We start from the raw sequence: 18,354 nt of genomic DNA, 5'->3' as shown, positions 1-18,354 counted from the left end.
GAGAAAATGACCTGAGTCACAAACGCTCGTGTTCTCCGCGTTAGTTTTAGCATCAAATCGATTCAGGTAGAATCTCCAAAGACCATATGAAAACTCATTCCGCCAAAATCATGCTGTCGATATCGCTGTTGCTGACCTGCGCTCTCGCATTGAGCGCTCAAGGGACGCAACGGCCGCGCGTCGCCGGCCCGTCACCCACCCCTACACCGGCGCCGGCAGATGATCCCCGTCTGACTCCGTCGGGCCAGACACTCGAACAACTGCAGACTAAGATCCGGCAGCGGATGTATTCGCTCGACGTCCGACGTGGCCGCGTGGGCATCAAGATAGCATCACTTAACAGCGGCAAGGTCATATTCGAGAATGACTCTGAGAAATACTTCATGCCTGCGTCGAACATGAAGAACTTTACCGTCGCGGCAGGTTTTGATCGGCTTGGGCCGGAGTTCAGGTTCGTCACGAGCGTCTTTGCAGGCGCAGTGCCGGACGCGGCCGGAACACTCAAGGGCGACCTTCGGATATACGGCCGCGGCGACGTTTCGATCTCGACCGCATTCTTTGGAACTGCGGCGGGAGATCCCGAGACCTACTACAAGGGTATCGACAGGCTTGTAGAAAAGATCGCCGCTGCCGGGATCAAACGCATCGAGGGCAGCATCGTAGGTGACGAGAGCTATTTTAAGGGATTCTCCTTGCCACTGACGTGGGAATGGGACGATCTGCAGTGGGATTATGGGGCCGAGATCTCGGCCCTGCCGATCAACGATAACGCAGTCGATATCACCGTCAGGCCGGGAGCGGTCGGCGGGCCATGCCAGGTCAATATTTCGCCGGCCAATGCCCTTTTTCAGATCGTCAATACATGCACGACGACATCCTCGTCGGTCGCGCGAGATCTGGACGTGCACAAGCGGCTTAGGCAGAACATCCTCGATATTTCAGGCACAATGCCGTCCGGCGATCGCGCCTTCGCGAACTCCATCACCGTAAGCCGCCCGGCCGAACTCTTCGTCGCCCTTCTAAAGCAGCGTCTGGAAAAGCGAGGTATTACCGTGACCGGCGGAACGCGTATGCTGGCTGCGAATGTCGTTCCCGAAGCTCCCACGGTCGAGATCGCGACGCTCGAATCGCCGCCCTATCGCGAGATCGCAGCGAAGACGATGAAACCGAGCCAGAACATGTTCACCGAAGTAATTCTGTGGACGTTGGGTGAACGATCCAGAACCATGCCGGGCTCAACGACGGGCACAAGGCCTGAGAGCTCGTCGCTGGGACTGAACACTGTGCGGTCGTTCCTAAACCAAGCCGGTATTGAAAGCGACAGCGTCGTCCAATACGATGGCAGCGGCATGTCGAGGCATGATCTCGTCACCCCGGCGGCAATAGTGGCTCTCTACACATACATGGCGAAGCAGAGCCGTTATTCAATAGATTGGCGCAATAGCCTCACGATAGGTGGCGTCGATGGGACGCTTCGCAACCGGTTCAAAGGAACGGCTGCGAGCGCAAACATGCGTGGCAAGACCGGAACACTCGACCAGGTCTCGGCTTTATCAGGCTATGTAACAACCGCGGGCGGTGAAGAATTGGTCGTGTCGATTATTGTGAACGGCGTGACGGTGCCGTCGATTCGCACATCGCTGGCAGATGACATCGTTGTCCATCTGGCAAACTTCAACGGAAAGATCGATTAGTCGGAACCGCCTGCGTAAGCGGGCGGTCAGTTCTTTGCGTTATTGTTCAATACGTGAGAACCGAACCGCAGTTGGGGCGGTCTTTGTGGGGTCGAACTGGCCGCCCGCTTACGCAGGCGGTTCTGACCGAACTTCCAGCAGTTTTTCGTGGATGCCGTCAAAGCCGCCGTTTGACATGACGGCGATAACGTCGCCGGGCTGCATTCTCTCGGCTAGATGCGTGACGATCGCGTCAGCGTCAGGAAAAGTAGCGGCTGCTTTGCCTGTCGCGGCAATATCCGCCACTAATTTGTCAACGTCGAGTAAATTGTCGCCAAACCGCTTGGCATCTTCCGGATTGAACACGCCGGCGATAATTACGTGGTCGGCGTGAGAGAATGCCTGCCTGTATTGCTCCTCAAAGATCGACAGCCGCGATGAACGCGAACGCGGCTCGAATACCGCGATCAACCGGTTGTCGGAATAGCGTTGGCGTAATGCCCTTAGCGTTTCATCAACGGCCGTCGGGTGATGTGCAAAATCATCGATCACGGTCACGCCGCGCTCGACGCCGCGGACCTCCATACGGCGTTTGACAGACTCGAACGTGTCGAATGCCTCCTGCATCTTTTCCCGTGAAATGCCCCACGCATCGGCTGCGATGATCACGGCAAGGCAGTTGCGGATGTTGAACTCGCCGATCATTTTTGTGGTGAATTCAGCCCACCGCTCGCCGTCGCGATAGACGGCAAACCGCGTCCCATCGACGGTGAATTCGATATTCCGTGCCTGCCATTTTGCCTTTCCGCTCAGGCCAAAAGTCTCGACCGTCGTAAACAGCTTGCCGGACATTGAATCAAGCACTTCGCCCACCACCGGCGAATCGATCCCACAGATCAGGCGGCCGTTACCCGGCACGAGATTCATCAGCCGTGAGAATTGCCACTTGATAGCGTCGAGATCCTTGTAGATGTCAGCATGGTCGAATTCGATGTTGTTGACGATCGCTATCTCGGGGAGATACGACATGAACTTCGGCTTCTTGTCGAAGAATGCCGTGTCGTATTCGTCGCCCTCGATCACAAAGTAGTCGCTTTCAGTCACCCGGAAGCTCTGTCCGAAATTTTGTGCGACGCCGCCGACCAGAAACGTCGGGTCAAGCCCGCCGATATCGCAGACCCAGGCCGCGAGTGAGGTCGTTGTGGTCTTGCCGTGTGTTCCGGCCACGACGAGCGAATGCCGGCCGCGAATGAACTCTTCCCTGACCGTCTCGGCCTGTGAGCGATACTCCAGCTTGCGGTCGAGCACCTCCTCAAGCTCAGGATTGCCGCGCATGATCGTATTGCCGACGACAGTGACATCGCGGCGAATATCGGTGTTCTCGGCCTTGTAGCCCTGTGTGATCTCGATCCCGAGCGACTCGAGTTGGGTGGACATCGGCGGATAGACGCTCTGGTCAGAACCCGTCACCGTATGGCCCCGAGCCTGGAGCATTCCGGCAAGCGAAGCCATAGCCGTCCCGCAGATTCCGATCAGGTGATAGTGCATCTATTTCGGAAGGAGCCGGGCAAAGGGTAGTTTTTTCACAGATCTGTAGAAGGCCTCGGCACTTTCGTTATCGCCCATCACGCCGTCGCCCTTGTCTTTCGGTTTGCCCGATTGCAAGTCGAGATATTTGATCGAGGAGCTGATCTGGCGGCCGGCGGCATTGAAATACCGCATCCGAACGATCTTGAAATCGCCCAGGAATGTCCTGTAATCCGTCTCAACACGCGCCACCGTCCCGTCCGCACGAAAGCAGTGGTTGACATAATTCACCCAATCGCCCGACGGGCTAAAATGCGTAAAATTGCTCGCGATCAGGCGGCCGCCGCTGCGCCAGTTATAAGCGATGTCATAGGTCTCGCTGCCCTCGCGATACTTATCCAGGGCCTCTTCTGACTTAAATCTACGCCACTTCACTTTCCCGTCATTGATGCCCGACGTGTCCGCGAAAACAAGCTCCGGCGTCTTGCGACGCTTTTGCACGGCGTCGATCTGCTTGCAGTAGGTGTTGATCTTCCTTACCTGGCTTGCGGTACTCTGGGCCATGACGCCGGCCGACAGAGCCCCGAAGAGAGCCATCAGGCTAAGAATTACGGTGGATCGTACGTTCATTCTCTTAACTCCGTTTCGAGGTGCCGATCAATTCGGTGACGAGCGCTTGAGCATTGTAAACCTTCCGCAATGCCTCGATGATGCCCGCTGAGTGGACGCCGACCGCGCGGGAGCCTTCATTCTCGTCAATGTACCAGTAGCGGTTCGAGAGCTTTTGGTTGTTGCTGTCAAAGTTGAGGCCGACGACCTCGCCATTGCGATTTACCACGGGCGAGCCCGAATTGCCGCCGATGGTATCGGCAGTATATACAAAGTTAAGCGGCGTCGCGAGGTTGATACGCGTCCGAGCGGCCTTAATGCTTGCGGGCATCTCGAACGGGTGTTTCTCGGCAAAGCTCAATGCGCGGTCGTAGAGGCCAAAAAACGTCGTCTTGAAGGGCACGAGAGTCGTATCTTCGTCATAGCCCTTGACGATGCCGTAGCAGAGCCGCAGATTGCCGTTGGCGTCGGGCGGCATCGTCTTGCCATAAACGGCGAAACGCGCCTGTGCGATCTTGCTGCCATTGGAGGCCTCGACAGCCCTGATATTCGCGTCTTCCCACGCCCGCAGTTCGCGCATGACAGGCTCGACGCGGCGTGCGAGCGTGATCATCGGATCGCTTGAATTGGCCACCGCGTCCGCCGGGCCTTCGAGCAGGGCTTTGCGAACAGCGGGATCGGTCAGTTTGGTCTCCCGAAACGCACGATCCACGACCTCAGCCACATCTGCGTCGCCGATCGCGGCCCTGATGAACGGGTCATCGGAACCGACCTGTTTGATCGCCTCGGCGAACCACGCCTTCAGGGCATGGTTTTCCATCTCAGGATAAACCGGCGCGGGCGATAGCAGCGAGGTCTTTAGCGCTTCGAGCCGGTTATCGCGGTATTCGGGATATCGTTTGTCGTTGGGCTTCGCTGTTTCGATGTGATAGTTGACGATCTGTTGGGCAAAGCCCGCGATCTTAGACGACGCGAGGCTTGAGAACGCAAGCCGTTTTGCCATCGACGGATATTTCGTATAGGCCGCCTCTATAGCGGCCCACGCAGGTGCGTATTGGCGGTCAAGCTCAGGCTTTGCGGCCAGTTTGTCACGAAGGTCCTTTTCCTCGGCGACCTTTTTTAGGAAGTTTCGCGGATTTAGGAGGCCGTTCTGCTGGCCTTCGAGTCGTTTGAGCGAATTGGCGAACGACCGCATACCCGGATTTGCCTGCCGAAGCTGCTCGGGCCCGCCTTTCGAGTATTCCTCCAACGCCTTGCGGCGCGTTTTCCAGACAAGTTCCTGAAGCGGGTTTCCAAGATCGCGCTGGTACGCGAGTTGGGCAACGGTCAGTAGCCGCGCGGTAGATCCAGGATATCCCGAAACGACAACAAACTCGCCATCGGGTGCCCCGATCGCAGACCATTTGAGATAGTTCGGCGTCTTTGCGGGCTTATTGTTCTCGTAAACTCTGACAAACGTGAAATCAAGATCGTGCCGAGGAAACACGAAATTATCATAGTCGCCGCCAAAGAATGCCGCCTGTTCCTCCGGCGCCATCACGAGCCTGACGTCGGTGTAGCGTTTGAAGCGATACAGCCAATACTCGCCACCGCTGTATAGCGACACAACCTCGCAGCGGAGGGTAGCCGGACAGTCCTTCTCTATCGCAGCGATCTCAGCAGAACGTCTTGCCGATGACTCGGCCGTGGTAGCCCCTGTCGCCGCAGCGTTATGGACACGCTCGGTAACATTGTCATACGACTCGAGGATCGAGACATTGCCATCTGGCACTTTGAGTTCTTTCGCTTGCGTTGCAGCGTAAAAACCGGTCTTGAGCAGGTCGCGCTCCTTGCTAGACAAACGCTCGATAAAGCCGGACGCGACGTGATGATTCGTCGCGATCAGCCCGTTGGGCGAAACGAAAACGCCAGATGCTCCCGGAAATTTGACCGATGCTAGCCGCAGGCGGTCGAGCCATTCCCGCGACGGCTCGAAGTTGTAGCGTTCCTTCCACTGCTGAAGCGGCGGATTATCGAACGTCCACATGCCGTCGTCGGCGAAAGCGACCGGCACGAGGAAATTGAGAAAAAGCAACAAAGAAAGAGATCGTTTCATATTTACAAAAGTAGATCTTGCTAGCAGAGAATGCGTTGCAGCCGTTCCATTGAGCCCTCTAGGATCGAGTCCTCGCGAGCGATGCAGATGCGGACGTGTGCATCCCATAGGTCACCGTCGGCAAAGGCCGAGCCGGGCGTCATACCGACGCCCGCGTCGCGCATCAGCATTTCGTTAAAGGCGATGGCGTCATCGAATTGCCGCGGGATTCGCGCCCAGATATAAAACGCTGAGCCGGAATGGTATATCTCGAAACCGAGCTTTGCGATGCCGTCTGAGAACTCTCGGCGTTTGGCGTCGAATTTGTCACGCAGCCGCGTATAATACGTGTCGTCTGCCATCAGAGTTTTGGCAAGTGCCGCTTGGAGCGGCGTCGCGGGACAAACGTAGATGACGTTGGCCGCATTGTTGATCTTCGCGATCAGTTCCCTGGGGCCGTATGCGTAGCCGAGACGCCAACCTGAGATGTTCCACGACTTTGAGAACGAATTTACCGTGATCGTTCGCTGCCACATGTCCGGCAACGTGGTGATCGGCGTGTGCGGGCTCTCGCCGGTAACATAGTGCTCATAGACCTCGTCTGAGACGACGAGCAGGTCGAGATCTTTCGCCACATATGCGATCGCCTCCAGTTCGGCCTGTGACAGCACTTTGCCGCTGGGATTTGCCGGCGAACAGACCAGAATTGCAGCCAACGGAAAATCAACGCGGTCTTTGAGTTCTCTGCATCGAGCCAGCAGGGCCCCTTTTTCGAAGCAGAGTTGCTCGTCAAGCTCGAATGTTTCTATCTTACTGCCGAACTCCTCCAGAATACGTTTGTGATAAGGATAATACGGCTCAAATACGAGGGCCGACTTCCCTTTCAGATAGCTCTGGGCCACGCCAACAAGAGCACCTGTGCCACCGTTCGTGATCATCAGTTCAAAAGGCCGCGCCTCAGGATCAACCTTAATGTTGTTATATTTTGCGATCTTTTCGGCGACGGCCCGACGCAGCCCTTCGTGGCCCTCGCTGCCTCCGTAATGGTTTTGGCTGGCAGCGATTATGGCCGCGGCCTCAGCCGCCAATTGCGAGTCGATCGGCAATTCCGACTGCCCCTGAACGAGATTCCCGCTCGGCGGTACCAGCCGCGTGATCGCGCGGATATCCGGCTTGACCTTCCCAAGTTTTGCTTCTGACATAACAATAAAAGTATCAGGTTTTGCTCAGTTGTTCTACGCGAGGGTTACTGACATATCGATTCCCACGAAGCCAAAATCGATACGGCTGGCCGGCGTCCTCTCCGGCGTAGTCGATACCGATACGTGGGCCTGTCGCGATCTCGTCCGCCTTGATCGAACGGTACCGTTCCAGCCAGACGGCGTCGCCGCAAAGATCTTCGCCGTTAAGAGCTCGGTCAATGCCGAGCGCGATACAAAGTTTGCCGGGGCCTGACGTGAGGTTGCTGTCGTTCATATTGCCGCGACGTGAGCGCATTAGCTCTATACCATCGATGGGTTCGATGGCGCGGATAAGGATGGCGTGCGGGTGATCGGTCGGGCCGGAGACTATATTGAATTGGTAATACATCCCATAGACAAAAAAGACATAAACGTGGCCGGCACGGCCATACATTACCTCGTTGCGCTCCGTGCGGCGGCCACCGTATGAATGAGCGGCCCGGTCAGTAACGCCGAGATATGCCTCGGTCTCAACGATCATCCCCGAGACGCGCGTGCCGTCGGTTGTGGGCACGACAAGCTGTGTGCCAAGCAGATCGCGGGCGACGGCGAGTGTGTCTTCGCGTTCGTAAAACCTTCGGGGAATCTTCATAAGCAACTTTTACGATACGGTGAAACTCAAATTTTGTTAATATCACACCGGCCACAGTGGCAGATTTATGTATCGAGCGATCATTGTTTTTCTTCTTCTCACTGCCGCAAGCGTAACCGCACAAAAACCCGACGACGTCCTCGCCACTTCGACGGGGCGGACGTTTAAGCTACGCGATCTTTCGCCAGAGGTCCAAAAAGCGGTTGCCAACCTGCCGTCGAGCATCGAAAAGGCGCGAACCGACTTGTTTGCGCAGTTCGTCAATCAGCGGTTGATCGATCTCGAGGCCGGGTCGCTCGGGCTGTCGAGCGGCAAGTTCATCTGGAACGAGAAGGCCAAGGTCAAGAACCCGACCGAAGCCGACATCAAGGCGGTCTATGATGCAAACCAACAAGCTATGGGCGGCCGCCAGCTCTCGGAGGTCCGCGAGCAGATCGTCGATTACCTGCGTGCCGATCCGCAGCAGAAGATGTTTGCAGCACTGTTCACCCGACTGCGGACAAAATACAAGTTTTCGGCGGGAAAAGATATTAACGCCGCGAACCTGACGCCGACAGACACGGTCGCAACGATCAATGGCAAGGCCGTTACGGCCAGGGAATTTGAGGATCTTGCCGCGATCGAGCTTCGCGAAGGACGCGCTGACCTTGGTGATATCATCACTGACGACCTTACCGAAACGATCCGTACCGCGCTGATCGCGGACGAAGCAAAGGCCGCCGGTATAGACGCCGGAGCTTTCATCGCCCGCGAGATCACGAACAAGATGAAAGAGTTCTCGGACAGCGAAAGGCTGACTCTGGAAGATGCCCTCGCGAAACGCCTTTTTTCAAAGTATCTGGTCAAGATCCTTTACAAGGCACCTGAACCGCCGGTTGAGGTCGTCTCGGCAGACGACGATCCGGCGATCGGGCCGGTAAACGCCCCGGTGACGGTCATTATGTTCAGCGATTTCCAATGCTCGGCCTGCGCGGCAACGCATCCTATGCTCAAACAGGCCCTGTTACACTTTGGCAGCAAGGTCAGGTTCGTGGTACGCGATTTTCCACTCGAGGCGGTCCACGGCTACGGCTTTGACGCCGCCCGAGCCGCGGGAGCAGCGAACGCACAAGGCAAGTTCTTTGAATACATAGAGTTACTGTATAAACACCAAAACGCGCTCGATGCTGTATCGCTCAAGAGGTACGCGGAGCAGATCGGTTTGAATGCCGCTCAGTTTGAGATAGACTTTAATTCCGAACGGATCGCCGCCGAAGTAAGAAAGGATATGAGCGACGGCGAGGCCCTCGGCATCAGCGGAACGCCCACGATCTTTGTCAATGGCCGCCGCTTGCGTAATATCTCGGTCGAGGCGATCACGTCCATGATCGAGACCGCGTTATCTAAGTAATTGAGTATGCGAACTTTGCTCGTATTTTTTTTAGCGGCTATCGCATTAGCGTGCTCCGGTACGGCGAACACCCCGAGGCCAAATAATGCAAACGTGACAAAAGCTCCGCCACTGCCGATTTATGGTTACGAAGTCGTGCGGTCGTATCCTCACGACAGCGGGGCGTTTACGCAGGGGTTGTTCTTCTATGATGGCTCGCTCTATGAAAGCACGGGCCAGGAGGGCCGTTCGCAGATCCGAAAGGTCGATATCGAAACCGGCAAGGTCTCTCAGAAATGGGATCTGCCGAAGGATGAATTCGGTGAGGGCTCGGCCGCCCTTGGGGACAAGTTCTACATGGTTACGTGGCAGGACGGCATTGGAAGGGTGTTCGATGCAAAGAACCTGAAGGTGCTCAACGAATTCAGCTATCAAGGTGAAGGCTGGGGCATTACAACTGACGGAACGAATCTGATAATGTCGCAGGGCACGCATGTCCTGAAGGTGATCGATCCGAACAGCTTCAAACAGTTGAAGACCATTCCGGTAATGCGTGAGGACGGGCGGCCCCTGATGCGGCTGAACGAACTGGAATTTGTAAAGGGAGAGATCTGGGCAAATGTCTGGCACTCAGAGGACCCGGGAACGCTTGGCAGATCTAACTACATTGCCCGCATCGATCCTCAAACCGGAAAACTGACGGGCTGGATCGACCTTGCCGGCATCTCGCCCGATGACCAGCCAAAAACTAACAGCCCATACGACGACAAGGTCGAGAATACTCTTAACGGTATTGCCTACGACGCCGCGACGGATCGCATCTTCGTGACAGGCAAACAGTGGAAAAAACTCTACGAGATCAAGCTTACGCCGCCCAAGAGCCAATGACGCAACAAGACGAGCGATTTATGCGTCGCGCGATCGAGCTAGCGCGCGAGGGCATGGAGGAAAATGCCGGCGGCCCATTTGGCTGCGTGGTCGTTCGCGACGGCATGATCATTGGTGAGGGCAACAATCGCGTCACCTCGACAAATGACCCGACCGCGCACGCCGAGATCATCGCCATCCGCAAGGCGTGTAAATCATTGAATGCGTTTCAGTTAGACGGCTGTTCGATCTACACATCGTGCGAGCCGTGCCCAATGTGCCTTGGCGCTATCTATTGGGCAAGGCCGGCTCACGTTTATTACGCGTGCACCCGCGACGACGCGGCTGAGATCGGATTCGACGATGATCACATTTACCGCGAACTCGAAAAAGCGAACGACGAACGCGAGTTGGCCCTTATGCCCCTGATGCGCGACGAGGCTCTTGAGGTTTTCCGTGCATGGGACGCGAAGACGGACAAGATAGAGTATTAACTTATTGCTTTTCACCTATCCCTTATCACTTATTCCGATGGCCCTTCCGAAATAAGTGATAAGGGATAAGTGGAAAGTGTCAAATAAAAGCAAATTGATCCGATTTATCCTCAATCGTGAAGATATCGCATCCGACCTGCCAATGGGCACGACGGTGCTGGATTTTGTCCGGTACCACAAGAACCTGAAAGGCACAAAGATCGGCTGCCGTGAGGGCGACTGCGGTGCGTGTACGATACTTGTCGGTGAACTGGTCGACGAGCGTGTCAGATATCGCTCGATGACATCGTGCCTGATGCCGTTGGCAAATGCGGCCGGAAAACACATCGTCACGATCGAAGGCATCAATCCGACTGACGGTTCTTTTACCCCGGTTCAACAAGCAATGGTAGATGAAAGCGGGACGCAATGCGGGTTTTGTACGGTCGGTTTTGTGATGTCGCTGACGGGACACTGCTTGGATCGTGTCAGCAGCCCGACCGTCAGGAAGGCTGCCGATACGTCAGTTGAAGCCGCAATATCATCCATCGACGGCAATATATGTCGCTGCACCGGTTACAAGTCGATAGAACGAGCGGCGTGCCGCCTGTCAGAACCGCCTGCATCAGCGGGCGGCCAGTTCGTCCCGGACTATTTCGAGACTATTGGAACGCGCCTAAAGACATTAACGAGTGACCCGCAAGGAACTAGCCGCCCGCTACCGCAGGCGGTTCCGACAGGCGGCGGCACCGATTTGTATGTCCAGCGGCCCGAGGAAATGGCTGAGTCCGCATCAACACCGTTGCTGTTTGACGATGCGCTGCGCGGCATTCGCGACACAGGTATCGATATCGAGATCGGGGCCTCCGCGACCGTCACCGACCTGCTCGAATCGCCGGTGATGCGCCTCATCTTCCCCGACCTCTACAAACATCTAAAACTCGTCTCATCCACACCGATCCGCAACATGGCAACGCTCGCGGGCAACTTCGTTAACGCCTCGCCCATCGGCGACATGACCGTCTGGTTCCTCGCCCTGGATGCAAACGTCGATCTGAGTTGCGCAAGCCCGCACGTAAGTAAGGGCGTAACACGCACGCTACCCCTTCAGGGCTTTTACCTCGGTTACAAACAACTAGCAAAACAACCTGATGAGATTATCGTCGGCGTTCGTTTCAAGAAACCGACCAGCGACTTTCGTTTCAATTTTGAAAAAGTCTGCAAACGCACGTATCTCGATATCGCGACCGTCAACACCGCGATCTCACTAATAATGTCGGGGGAAACGATCAGCGGAGTCCATGTCGCCGCCGGCGGCGTCGCACCGATCCCACTTTATCTGAAAGAAACCTCAGCCTTCCTGCGAGGTCGGGAACCTAACGAAGAAACGATCACCGCCGCCAACGAAATAATGCAGTCCGAGATCTCGCCGATCTCAGACGTTCGCGGCGCGGCGGAATACAAACGACTGTTACTCAGACAACTATTCCGCGCACATTTTCATGAATTATTTGGAAGCTGATTCACCACAGAGCCACAGAGGCACAGAGCGATCAAGGCCGCTCCGTGTGCTCTGTGTCTCTGTGGTGAAATTTCTTGAATGAAGAACATCGATTCACATTCACACGTGCGCGGCGAGAGTGTCTATCTCGACGATATTCCTGTGGTTCACGGGACGTTGTTTGCGTGTGTCTATGATTCGCCGGTTGCGCACGGAAAGTTGAAAAGCGTCGATACGAGCGACGCTGAACATAGCGACGGTGTTGTTCGTGTCATCACGGCTAAAGATTTGATCGGCGAGAACCAGATCGGCGGCATCGTGCCGGACGAACCACTCCTGGCTGACGGCGAAGTGCATTTTGCGGGGCAGCCGATAGCAATTGTAGTTGCGGAGACAGAAGAACTTGCCCGCAAAGCCGCAAAGAAGATCCAAGTTCAGATTGAGCCGTTAGAACCTGTGATCGACCCTCGGGTTGCTGCGGTCAATGAGAGATTTATCGTTCCGCCGAAGAAGTTCGTGCTCGGCGACACGGCGGCAGCATTCAGAGACTGTGCTCACGTTTTCGAGGGACGAACCGAGCAGAACGGACAGGAACATCTTTACATCGAGACGCAGGGCGCGTATGCCGTGCCGACCGAGCAGAGCGGCATCCGCGTTTATTCATCGACGCAAGGACCGACGGCAGTTCAGCGTGCCGTTTGTCGTGTCACGGGTTTGCCGATGCACAAGGTCGAGGTCGATGTGCAGCGCCTTGGTGGCGGTTTTGGCGGCAAGGAAGATCAGGCGAATGCGTGGGCAGGCATTGTTGCCGTCGCGGCTCAATTGACTGGCAAGCCCGTAAAATACGCTCTCCACCGAATGGAAGACATGCGGATGACCGGAAAACGGCATCCGTATTCGAGCGACTACAAGATCGGGCTCGACAAAAATTTGAAGATCGTTGCGTATGAAGCGACATTTTTTCAGAACGCCGGCGCCGCGTGCGATCTATCGCCGCCAGTGCTCGAACGAACGCTGTTTCACTGTACAAATTCGTATTACATCCCGAACGTCACTGCGACCGCGTATTGCTGCCGCACAAATCTGCCGCCGAACACGGCGTTTCGCGGCTTTGGCGGCCCGCAGGGAATGTTTGTGATCGAATCGGCGATCGCTCACGCAGCCGACAAACTCGGCGTAAGCGCGACGGAGATACAGCGGCGTAATCTCTTGGTCGATGGCGACGAATTCCCATATGGACAGCTTGCCGAGAGCGAAGCCGTGACCAGTTGGACACAGGCCGACGAAAAGTATGATCTCGCGAGGCTGCAAAAAGAAGCCGATGATTTCAACGCTGGCTCGAAATACTTCAAGAAAGCCGTCGCGACAATGCCCGTGTGCTTTGGCATCTCATTCACCAAGACGCCGATGAACCAGGCCCGCTCGCTCGTGCATGTTTACACGGACGGCTCGGTTGCGGTCTCGACGGGCGCGGTCGAGATGGGACAGGGCGTGAATACAAAAATGGCGCAGGTCGCGGCAAAGATGTTCGGGCTTGAGATTGACGCGGTCAAAGTCCAGACGACGAACACGTTGCGGATCGCCAATACCTCGCCTACCGCGGCATCCGCAGCGGCCGACCTGAACGGCAAAGCGACGCAGCTCGCGTGTGAGGTGATCCGTGGCAGACTGTTTGAGGTCGCAAAAGACCTCGTTGAGGCGGCGAGTGTCGATGACCTGTCATTGCAAGATGGCTTTGTTTACCGCAACGGCGACAAGACCTCGCTCGCTTGGCAATCGCTCGTAATGGAAGCTCATCTCCAACGTGTAAATCTAAGCGAACATTCACATTACGCGACGCCGGGCATCGGGTTTGACTGGGCAACGGCGAAAGGACATCCGTTCGCATATCACGTTTATGGGACCGCCTTTATCGGCGTAACGGTCGATTGTTTGCGGGGCCGTTATGAGGTCGATTATGTGAAGTGCTGTCACGATTTTGGCTCGTCCATGAACACGGCGGTCGATCTCGGCCAGATCGAAGGCGGCATCGTCCAGGGCATCGGCTGGGTGACGATGGAAGAGGTCGTCTATGATGCCGACGGCCGTCTGAGGTCAAATGCCCTTTCCACCTACAAGGTGCCGGACATCTACAGCGTCCCCAAAGAGATCGCCGTCGAGCCGCTCGCGACGAAGCGTTCAAACCTCGCCATATTCAACTCAAAAGCCGTCGGCGAACCGCCGCTGATGTACGCTCTTGGGGCCTATTTCGCGATCCGCAATGCGATAAAGGCGTTCACCGACTGTTCGCCGTCATTCGACCTGCCGTTCACGCCGGAAAAGGTGTTAATGAATTTATACGGACACAAGGCGTAAAAGTCGGTTCATTGGATCACACAGCCGATATCGCCTCGTTGTTCGCCCGGCCGGGATACATTGGGAACTTGGCGGTCAGTTCAAGTACCTCGCGGCGGACACGCGTCCGCACGTCTTCCGACTCAGGCTCATGGATGACCGACGCGATAATCCCCCCGATCGCACGCATCTCGTCCTCTTTCATGCCGCGAGTCGTCAGGGCTGGCGTTCCTAAACGGATGCCGGAGGCGACGAAGGGTTTTTGCGTGTCAAAGGGAATGGTGTTCTTGTTCACCGTGATGTGGACCTCGTCGAGTGCCTTTTCGGCGGCCTTGCCCGTTATGCCTTTGCCGTCCATAAATACGTCCACCATCATCAGATGGTTGTCCGTGCCGCCCGATACTATCCGCAGTCCAGCATCCTGCAATGTTGCAGCGAGGGCCTGAGCGTTGGCCAAGACCTGTTGTTGATACGCCTTGAATTCCTGCTCTAACGCCTCGCCGAATGCCACTGCCTTAGCCGCGATGATATGCACCAGCGGCCCGCCCTGAACGCCGGGGAAGACGCGTTTGTTGAGATCGGCGGCGAATTCCTCTTTGCACATCGCCATCCCACCGCGCGGGCCGCGGAGCGTCTTGTGCGTCGTCGTCGTCACAAACTCACAATGCGGCACTGGCGAAGGATGCAGGCCTGTGGCGACAAGCCCGGCGATATGCGCGATGTCGGCCATCACCTTTGCCCCGACCGAGCGTGCGATCTCGCCAATGCGTGCAAAATCTATCGTTCGCGGATATGCCGAAGCACCGCAGATCAGCAGCTTTGGCCGCGATTCCTCGGCGATCTTTTGCAGCTCGTCGTAATCGATCTGCTCGGTGTCACGGTTTACGCCATAATCCGCAACCTTGTAATTGATGCCCGAGAAATTCAGCGGGTGCCCGTGCGTCAGATGCCCGCCGTGCGAGAGATTCATCCCCAATATCGTGTCGCCATGCTCAAGCGCCGTCAGCAGCACCGACATATTGGCCTGAGCCCCGCTGTGCGGCTGCACATTCGCATGATCGCAGCCGAAAAGCTCCTTCGCCCGGTCGATCGCCGTCTGCTCGACAACATCCGCAAACTCGCACCCGCCGTAATACCGCTTGCCCGGATAGCCCTCGGCGTACTTATTAGTAAACACCGTCCCCATCGCCTGCAGCACCGCCTCGGACACAAAATTCTCCGAGGCGATCAGCTCAAGGCCGTCAGTCTGGCGACGGACCTCGTTGTCGATGGCGTCGGCGATCATGGGATCGACGAATACCAGATCAGCGGTAAAAAAGTCAGTCATTGTTCTCCCTCACCATATCAACAAAATCGGCGCCGTAGAATTCCTGGATAACGAACCATTTCTTCTCTTCAGCGGAAAGATCTGCGGGCGCTCGTTCAAGTGCGGCCAGTTTAGCAAGCGCGAATAATTGACCGCAGCGGCGAAAGCGTTCAGCTTCTGGCAGGCTCATCCAGTACGAATGCTGCAGCCGCCTCACTTCTGTGTTTGTGTCATCCATTCCTTGAATGCCATCCAAACCTCACTAAGTCCTTCTTCGTCCACCCGCGTTCTTATCGCTTCATCGGGCACGCCCGATTCCAAAAGTCGCTGGACGTCGCGGAACTGAAGCTCGGAGTGCGAGTCTTTAGCCCAACGTAACTTAGACATTATAAGGTCGTTCTTGTCGATTGCCCAAAATTCGACTCCGCCCAGAGTCGCCAAGCGTCGTCTTTCGAACTTCTCACGCTCAAAACGGTCCGATTTTCTTGGGATACAGTCGATCTTGATGCCGGTCGCATTGCTCAACATATTGAACATCAACCCTTGCCGTCGGGAGCGTTCGACCGATTCGGAAGTGACGTAGTAGTCGTTCGTAAACTTAGTGGCAAATCGATGTGCATCGATTCCGGCGATCTCGATAACGATATCGATATCGAGCGTTGTGCGTGCAATAGCGTAGGTACTCATCGCAAACGAACCCGTAACCATGTACGCGACACCAAGTTCGTCCAACCGTCTGGTCACGTCACTCAGCGTGGACAGCATCTCGTCGGCCTCGATCATCATGCTCCTCCGATCATGGCCTGAAGCTCATTCTCGGCCAGGACTGTCACGCCCAGACTCTCCGCCTTCGTCAATTTCGACCCCGCATCCTCACCCGCGACGACGTAATCCGTTTTCTTACTCACCGACGATGAGACGCGGCCGCCGCGGTCTTCGATGAGTTTAGCGGCCTCGTCGCGGGTGTAGTTCTCAAGCCTTCCGGTGAGGACGAATGTCTTGCCGACGAAGCGTTCATCCAACGCCGCGGTCGAGGTTGCGTCCATCTCCATCTGGACACCGGCGTTGCGAAGTCGCGCTATCAGATCGACATTCTTTGGATCACGCATCCATTGATGCACGCTCTCGGCTACGGCGAGGCCGATCTCGGGGATGTCGTCTAGATCTTGGACACTCGCCTCGGCGAGACTATCGATTGAGCGGAAATGCCTCGCGAGCAACTTTGCATATCGCTCGCCGACGTGGCGAATATCGATACCGAAGAGCAGCCGCTGAAGGCCGCCCGTCTTGCTTGCTTCGATCTGGTCGATCAGATTTGTGCCAGACTTTTCGGCCATGCGTTCGAGAGTGGCGATCTGCTCGACGGTAAGGTTGTAGAGGTCGGCGACGTCGTTGACCAGGCCGGTGTCGACGAGAGTATTGATCAACACGTCGCCGAGGCCCTCTATGTCCATTGCCTTTCGCGAGGCGTAATAGCCGATACGGCCTTTTATTTTGGCGGGACAATCGGTATTGATGCAGCGGCGAACCGCCTCGCCCTCCGGGCGAACGGCGGGTGATGAGCAGACGGGACAGATGTCAGGAAACTTAAATTCAGTTTCGCTTCCGTCACGTCGCGCCGAAATGTTTTGCAGCACTTGCGGGATGATCTCACCGCTTTTTTCGATCAGGACGTGGTCGCCGATCATCAGGCCGAGCCGTTTGATCTCGTCCTCATTGTGCAAAGATGCGCGGGCGACGGTTGTGCCGGCCAGCAGTGTCGGTTCAAGCAGGGCGATGGGCGTCAGTGCGCCTGTGCGGCCTACGCTGATCTCTATGCCGAGCAGTTTTGTCGTCGCCTGCCGGGCCGGATATTTGTATGCGATAGCCCAGCGAGGGGCTTTGCTCGTTGCCCCGAATTCGTCCTGAAGCGCGGTTGAATTGACCTTTACGACCACACCGTCGATCTCGTAATCGAGCGTGTCGCGGTGCATTTCCATCTCGTTGACAAACTCGACAAGCTCATCAAAATCGCGACACAATCGCCGATTCGGATTGACGTTAAACCCATTCTTCTCGCACCACTCAAAAACCTCGGCGTGCGTTGCAAACATCTTTGACGCGCCGGTGAACGCGTCGTAGGGAAACATATCGAGTCGCCGCGACGCTACGATCTGTGAATCGAGCATCCGCAGCGTCCCCGAAGCGCAGTTACGCGGGTTGGCAAACGTCTTCTCGCCCTGCATCTCAAGCTCGGCATTGATCCTGGCAAACTGCGACCGTGACAAAAACACCTCGCCGCGCACCTCAGCGTGCGGCGGCAAATCCGTTTTGAGTCGCAGCGGGATCGAACGGATCGTCTTTACGTTCTGTGTTACCTCATCGCCGGTTGCCCCGTCGCCGCGCGTTGCACCGGTCGCGAGAATGCCGTTCTCGTAATGCAGTGCCACCGACAGGCCGTCGATCTTAAGCTCAGCGAAATATTCAAGTTTGCGGCCCTCGGCCAGCTTTTCGCAACGTTCGGTGAAGGCCTTGAGATCGTCGAGGCTGTAGCTGTTGTCGAGCGACATCAGCGGCACGGTGTGCCTGAACGGCCGCAGGCTGTCCGCCTTGCCGCCAACACGCTGCGTCGGGCTGTCGGGCGTGATGAGTTTGGGATGCTCTGCTTCGAGGGCTTTTAGCCGTTCAAGCAGTTGGTCAAACTCAAAATCCGATATCTCCGGCTCGGCTTTCTGATAATAAAGCTCGTTGTGCCGCTCGATCTCAGCCCTAAGCTGTTCAATTTCTTTATTTACGTTCGGTGTCATCA

Annotated in this window: 15 protein-coding genes; 6 read left to right on the top strand and 9 right to left on the bottom strand. The window is 56.2% G+C overall.

Features of this window, described 5'->3' with window-relative positions; all coding sequences use genetic code 11:
* Positions 1 to 110 precede the first annotated feature (110 nt).
* Positions 111 to 1,694, top strand: a complete 1,584-nt coding sequence (dacB, locus tag IPM59_07680) for a D-alanyl-D-alanine carboxypeptidase/D-alanyl-D-alanine-endopeptidase (protein MBK9215467.1) — start codon at positions 111 to 113, stop codon at positions 1,692 to 1,694.
* Between the two features lie 108 nt (positions 1,695 to 1,802).
* On the opposite strand, the gene mpl is transcribed toward dacB, so the two are convergent.
* Genes mpl through IPM59_07655 form a run of 5 tightly spaced genes read right to left on the bottom strand, consistent with a single transcriptional unit; the run spans position 1,803 to position 7,716 of the window.
* Positions 1,803 to 3,221: a UDP-N-acetylmuramate:L-alanyl-gamma-D-glutamyl-meso-diaminopimelate ligase gene (mpl, locus tag IPM59_07675; GenBank protein MBK9215466.1), complete on the bottom strand. Its 1,419-nt coding sequence runs from the start codon at positions 3,219 to 3,221 to the stop codon at positions 1,803 to 1,805.
* Complete coding sequence (locus IPM59_07670; GenBank protein MBK9215465.1) at positions 3,222 to 3,830, bottom strand: hypothetical protein; 609 nt, start codon at positions 3,828 to 3,830, stop codon at positions 3,222 to 3,224. It abuts the gene before it with no gap.
* Positions 3,831 to 3,834: 4 nt separating this feature from the next.
* The gene (locus tag IPM59_07665; protein MBK9215464.1) at positions 3,835 to 5,904 is read right to left on the bottom strand and encodes a S46 family peptidase; all 2,070 of its coding nucleotides are present in this window, start codon (positions 5,902 to 5,904) and stop codon (positions 3,835 to 3,837) included.
* A gap of 20 nt (positions 5,905 to 5,924) precedes the next feature.
* Positions 5,925 to 7,085: a pyridoxal phosphate-dependent aminotransferase gene (locus IPM59_07660; GenBank protein MBK9215463.1), complete on the bottom strand. Its 1,161-nt coding sequence runs from the start codon at positions 7,083 to 7,085 to the stop codon at positions 5,925 to 5,927.
* Between the two features lie 13 nt (positions 7,086 to 7,098).
* A complete protein-coding gene (locus IPM59_07655; GenBank protein MBK9215462.1) occupies positions 7,099 to 7,716 on the bottom strand; it encodes a DNA-3-methyladenine glycosylase in 618 nt (205 codons plus the stop codon).
* Positions 7,717 to 7,783: 67 nt separating this feature from the next.
* Here IPM59_07655 and IPM59_07650 point away from each other — a divergent pair, with 67 nt between their 5' ends.
* The 5 genes from IPM59_07650 to IPM59_07630 all read left to right on the top strand — a co-directional run bounded on the left by IPM59_07650 (position 7,784) and on the right by IPM59_07630 (position 14,281).
* Positions 7,784 to 9,106 (top strand): thioredoxin domain-containing protein, encoded by a 1,323-nt coding sequence (locus tag IPM59_07650; GenBank protein MBK9215461.1) that lies wholly within the window; start codon positions 7,784 to 7,786, stop codon positions 9,104 to 9,106.
* Between the two features lie 15 nt (positions 9,107 to 9,121).
* The gene (locus tag IPM59_07645; protein ID MBK9215460.1) at positions 9,122 to 9,973 is read left to right on the top strand and encodes a glutaminyl-peptide cyclotransferase; all 852 of its coding nucleotides are present in this window, start codon (positions 9,122 to 9,124) and stop codon (positions 9,971 to 9,973) included.
* Complete coding sequence (locus IPM59_07640) at positions 9,970 to 10,446, top strand: nucleoside deaminase (protein ID MBK9215459.1); 477 nt, start codon at positions 9,970 to 9,972, stop codon at positions 10,444 to 10,446. The genes IPM59_07645 and IPM59_07640 overlap by 4 nt, the downstream gene beginning before the upstream one ends.
* A gap of 94 nt (positions 10,447 to 10,540) precedes the next feature.
* Complete coding sequence (locus tag IPM59_07635) at positions 10,541 to 11,947, top strand: FAD binding domain-containing protein (GenBank protein MBK9215458.1); 1,407 nt, start codon at positions 10,541 to 10,543, stop codon at positions 11,945 to 11,947.
* Positions 11,948 to 12,025: 78 nt separating this feature from the next.
* Entirely contained in the window at positions 12,026 to 14,281 is a 2,256-nt protein-coding gene (locus tag IPM59_07630; protein MBK9215457.1) for a molybdopterin-dependent oxidoreductase, read from the top strand.
* Between the two features lie 16 nt (positions 14,282 to 14,297).
* Here the strand turns inward: IPM59_07630 and IPM59_07625 are convergent, their stop codons facing one another.
* The 4 genes from IPM59_07625 to ligA are packed head-to-tail and all read right to left on the bottom strand — an operon-like array spanning position 14,298 to position 18,352.
* The gene (locus IPM59_07625; GenBank protein MBK9215456.1) at positions 14,298 to 15,587 is read right to left on the bottom strand and encodes a serine hydroxymethyltransferase; all 1,290 of its coding nucleotides are present in this window, start codon (positions 15,585 to 15,587) and stop codon (positions 14,298 to 14,300) included.
* Positions 15,580 to 15,804, bottom strand: coding sequence for a hypothetical protein (locus IPM59_07620; protein MBK9215455.1), 225 nt, complete (start codon positions 15,802 to 15,804; stop codon positions 15,580 to 15,582). The genes IPM59_07625 and IPM59_07620 overlap by 8 nt, the downstream gene beginning before the upstream one ends.
* On the bottom strand, positions 15,780 to 16,352 hold the full coding sequence (locus IPM59_07615) for a hypothetical protein (protein ID MBK9215454.1): 573 nt from the start codon (positions 16,350 to 16,352) through the stop codon (positions 15,780 to 15,782). Before IPM59_07615 ends, IPM59_07620 begins: the two co-directional genes overlap by 25 nt.
* Entirely contained in the window at positions 16,349 to 18,352 is a 2,004-nt protein-coding gene (gene ligA / locus IPM59_07610; protein ID MBK9215453.1) for an NAD-dependent DNA ligase LigA, read from the bottom strand. Before ligA ends, IPM59_07615 begins: the two co-directional genes overlap by 4 nt.
* Positions 18,353 to 18,354 lie beyond the last annotated feature (2 nt).

Source organism: Chloracidobacterium sp., from assembly GCA_016715795.1.
Classification (GTDB): Bacteria; Acidobacteriota; Blastocatellia; order Pyrinomonadales; family Pyrinomonadaceae; genus OLB17.
Note: the sequence above shows the minus strand (reverse complement) of the source record. Positions and strands in the feature narration are given on the sequence as shown.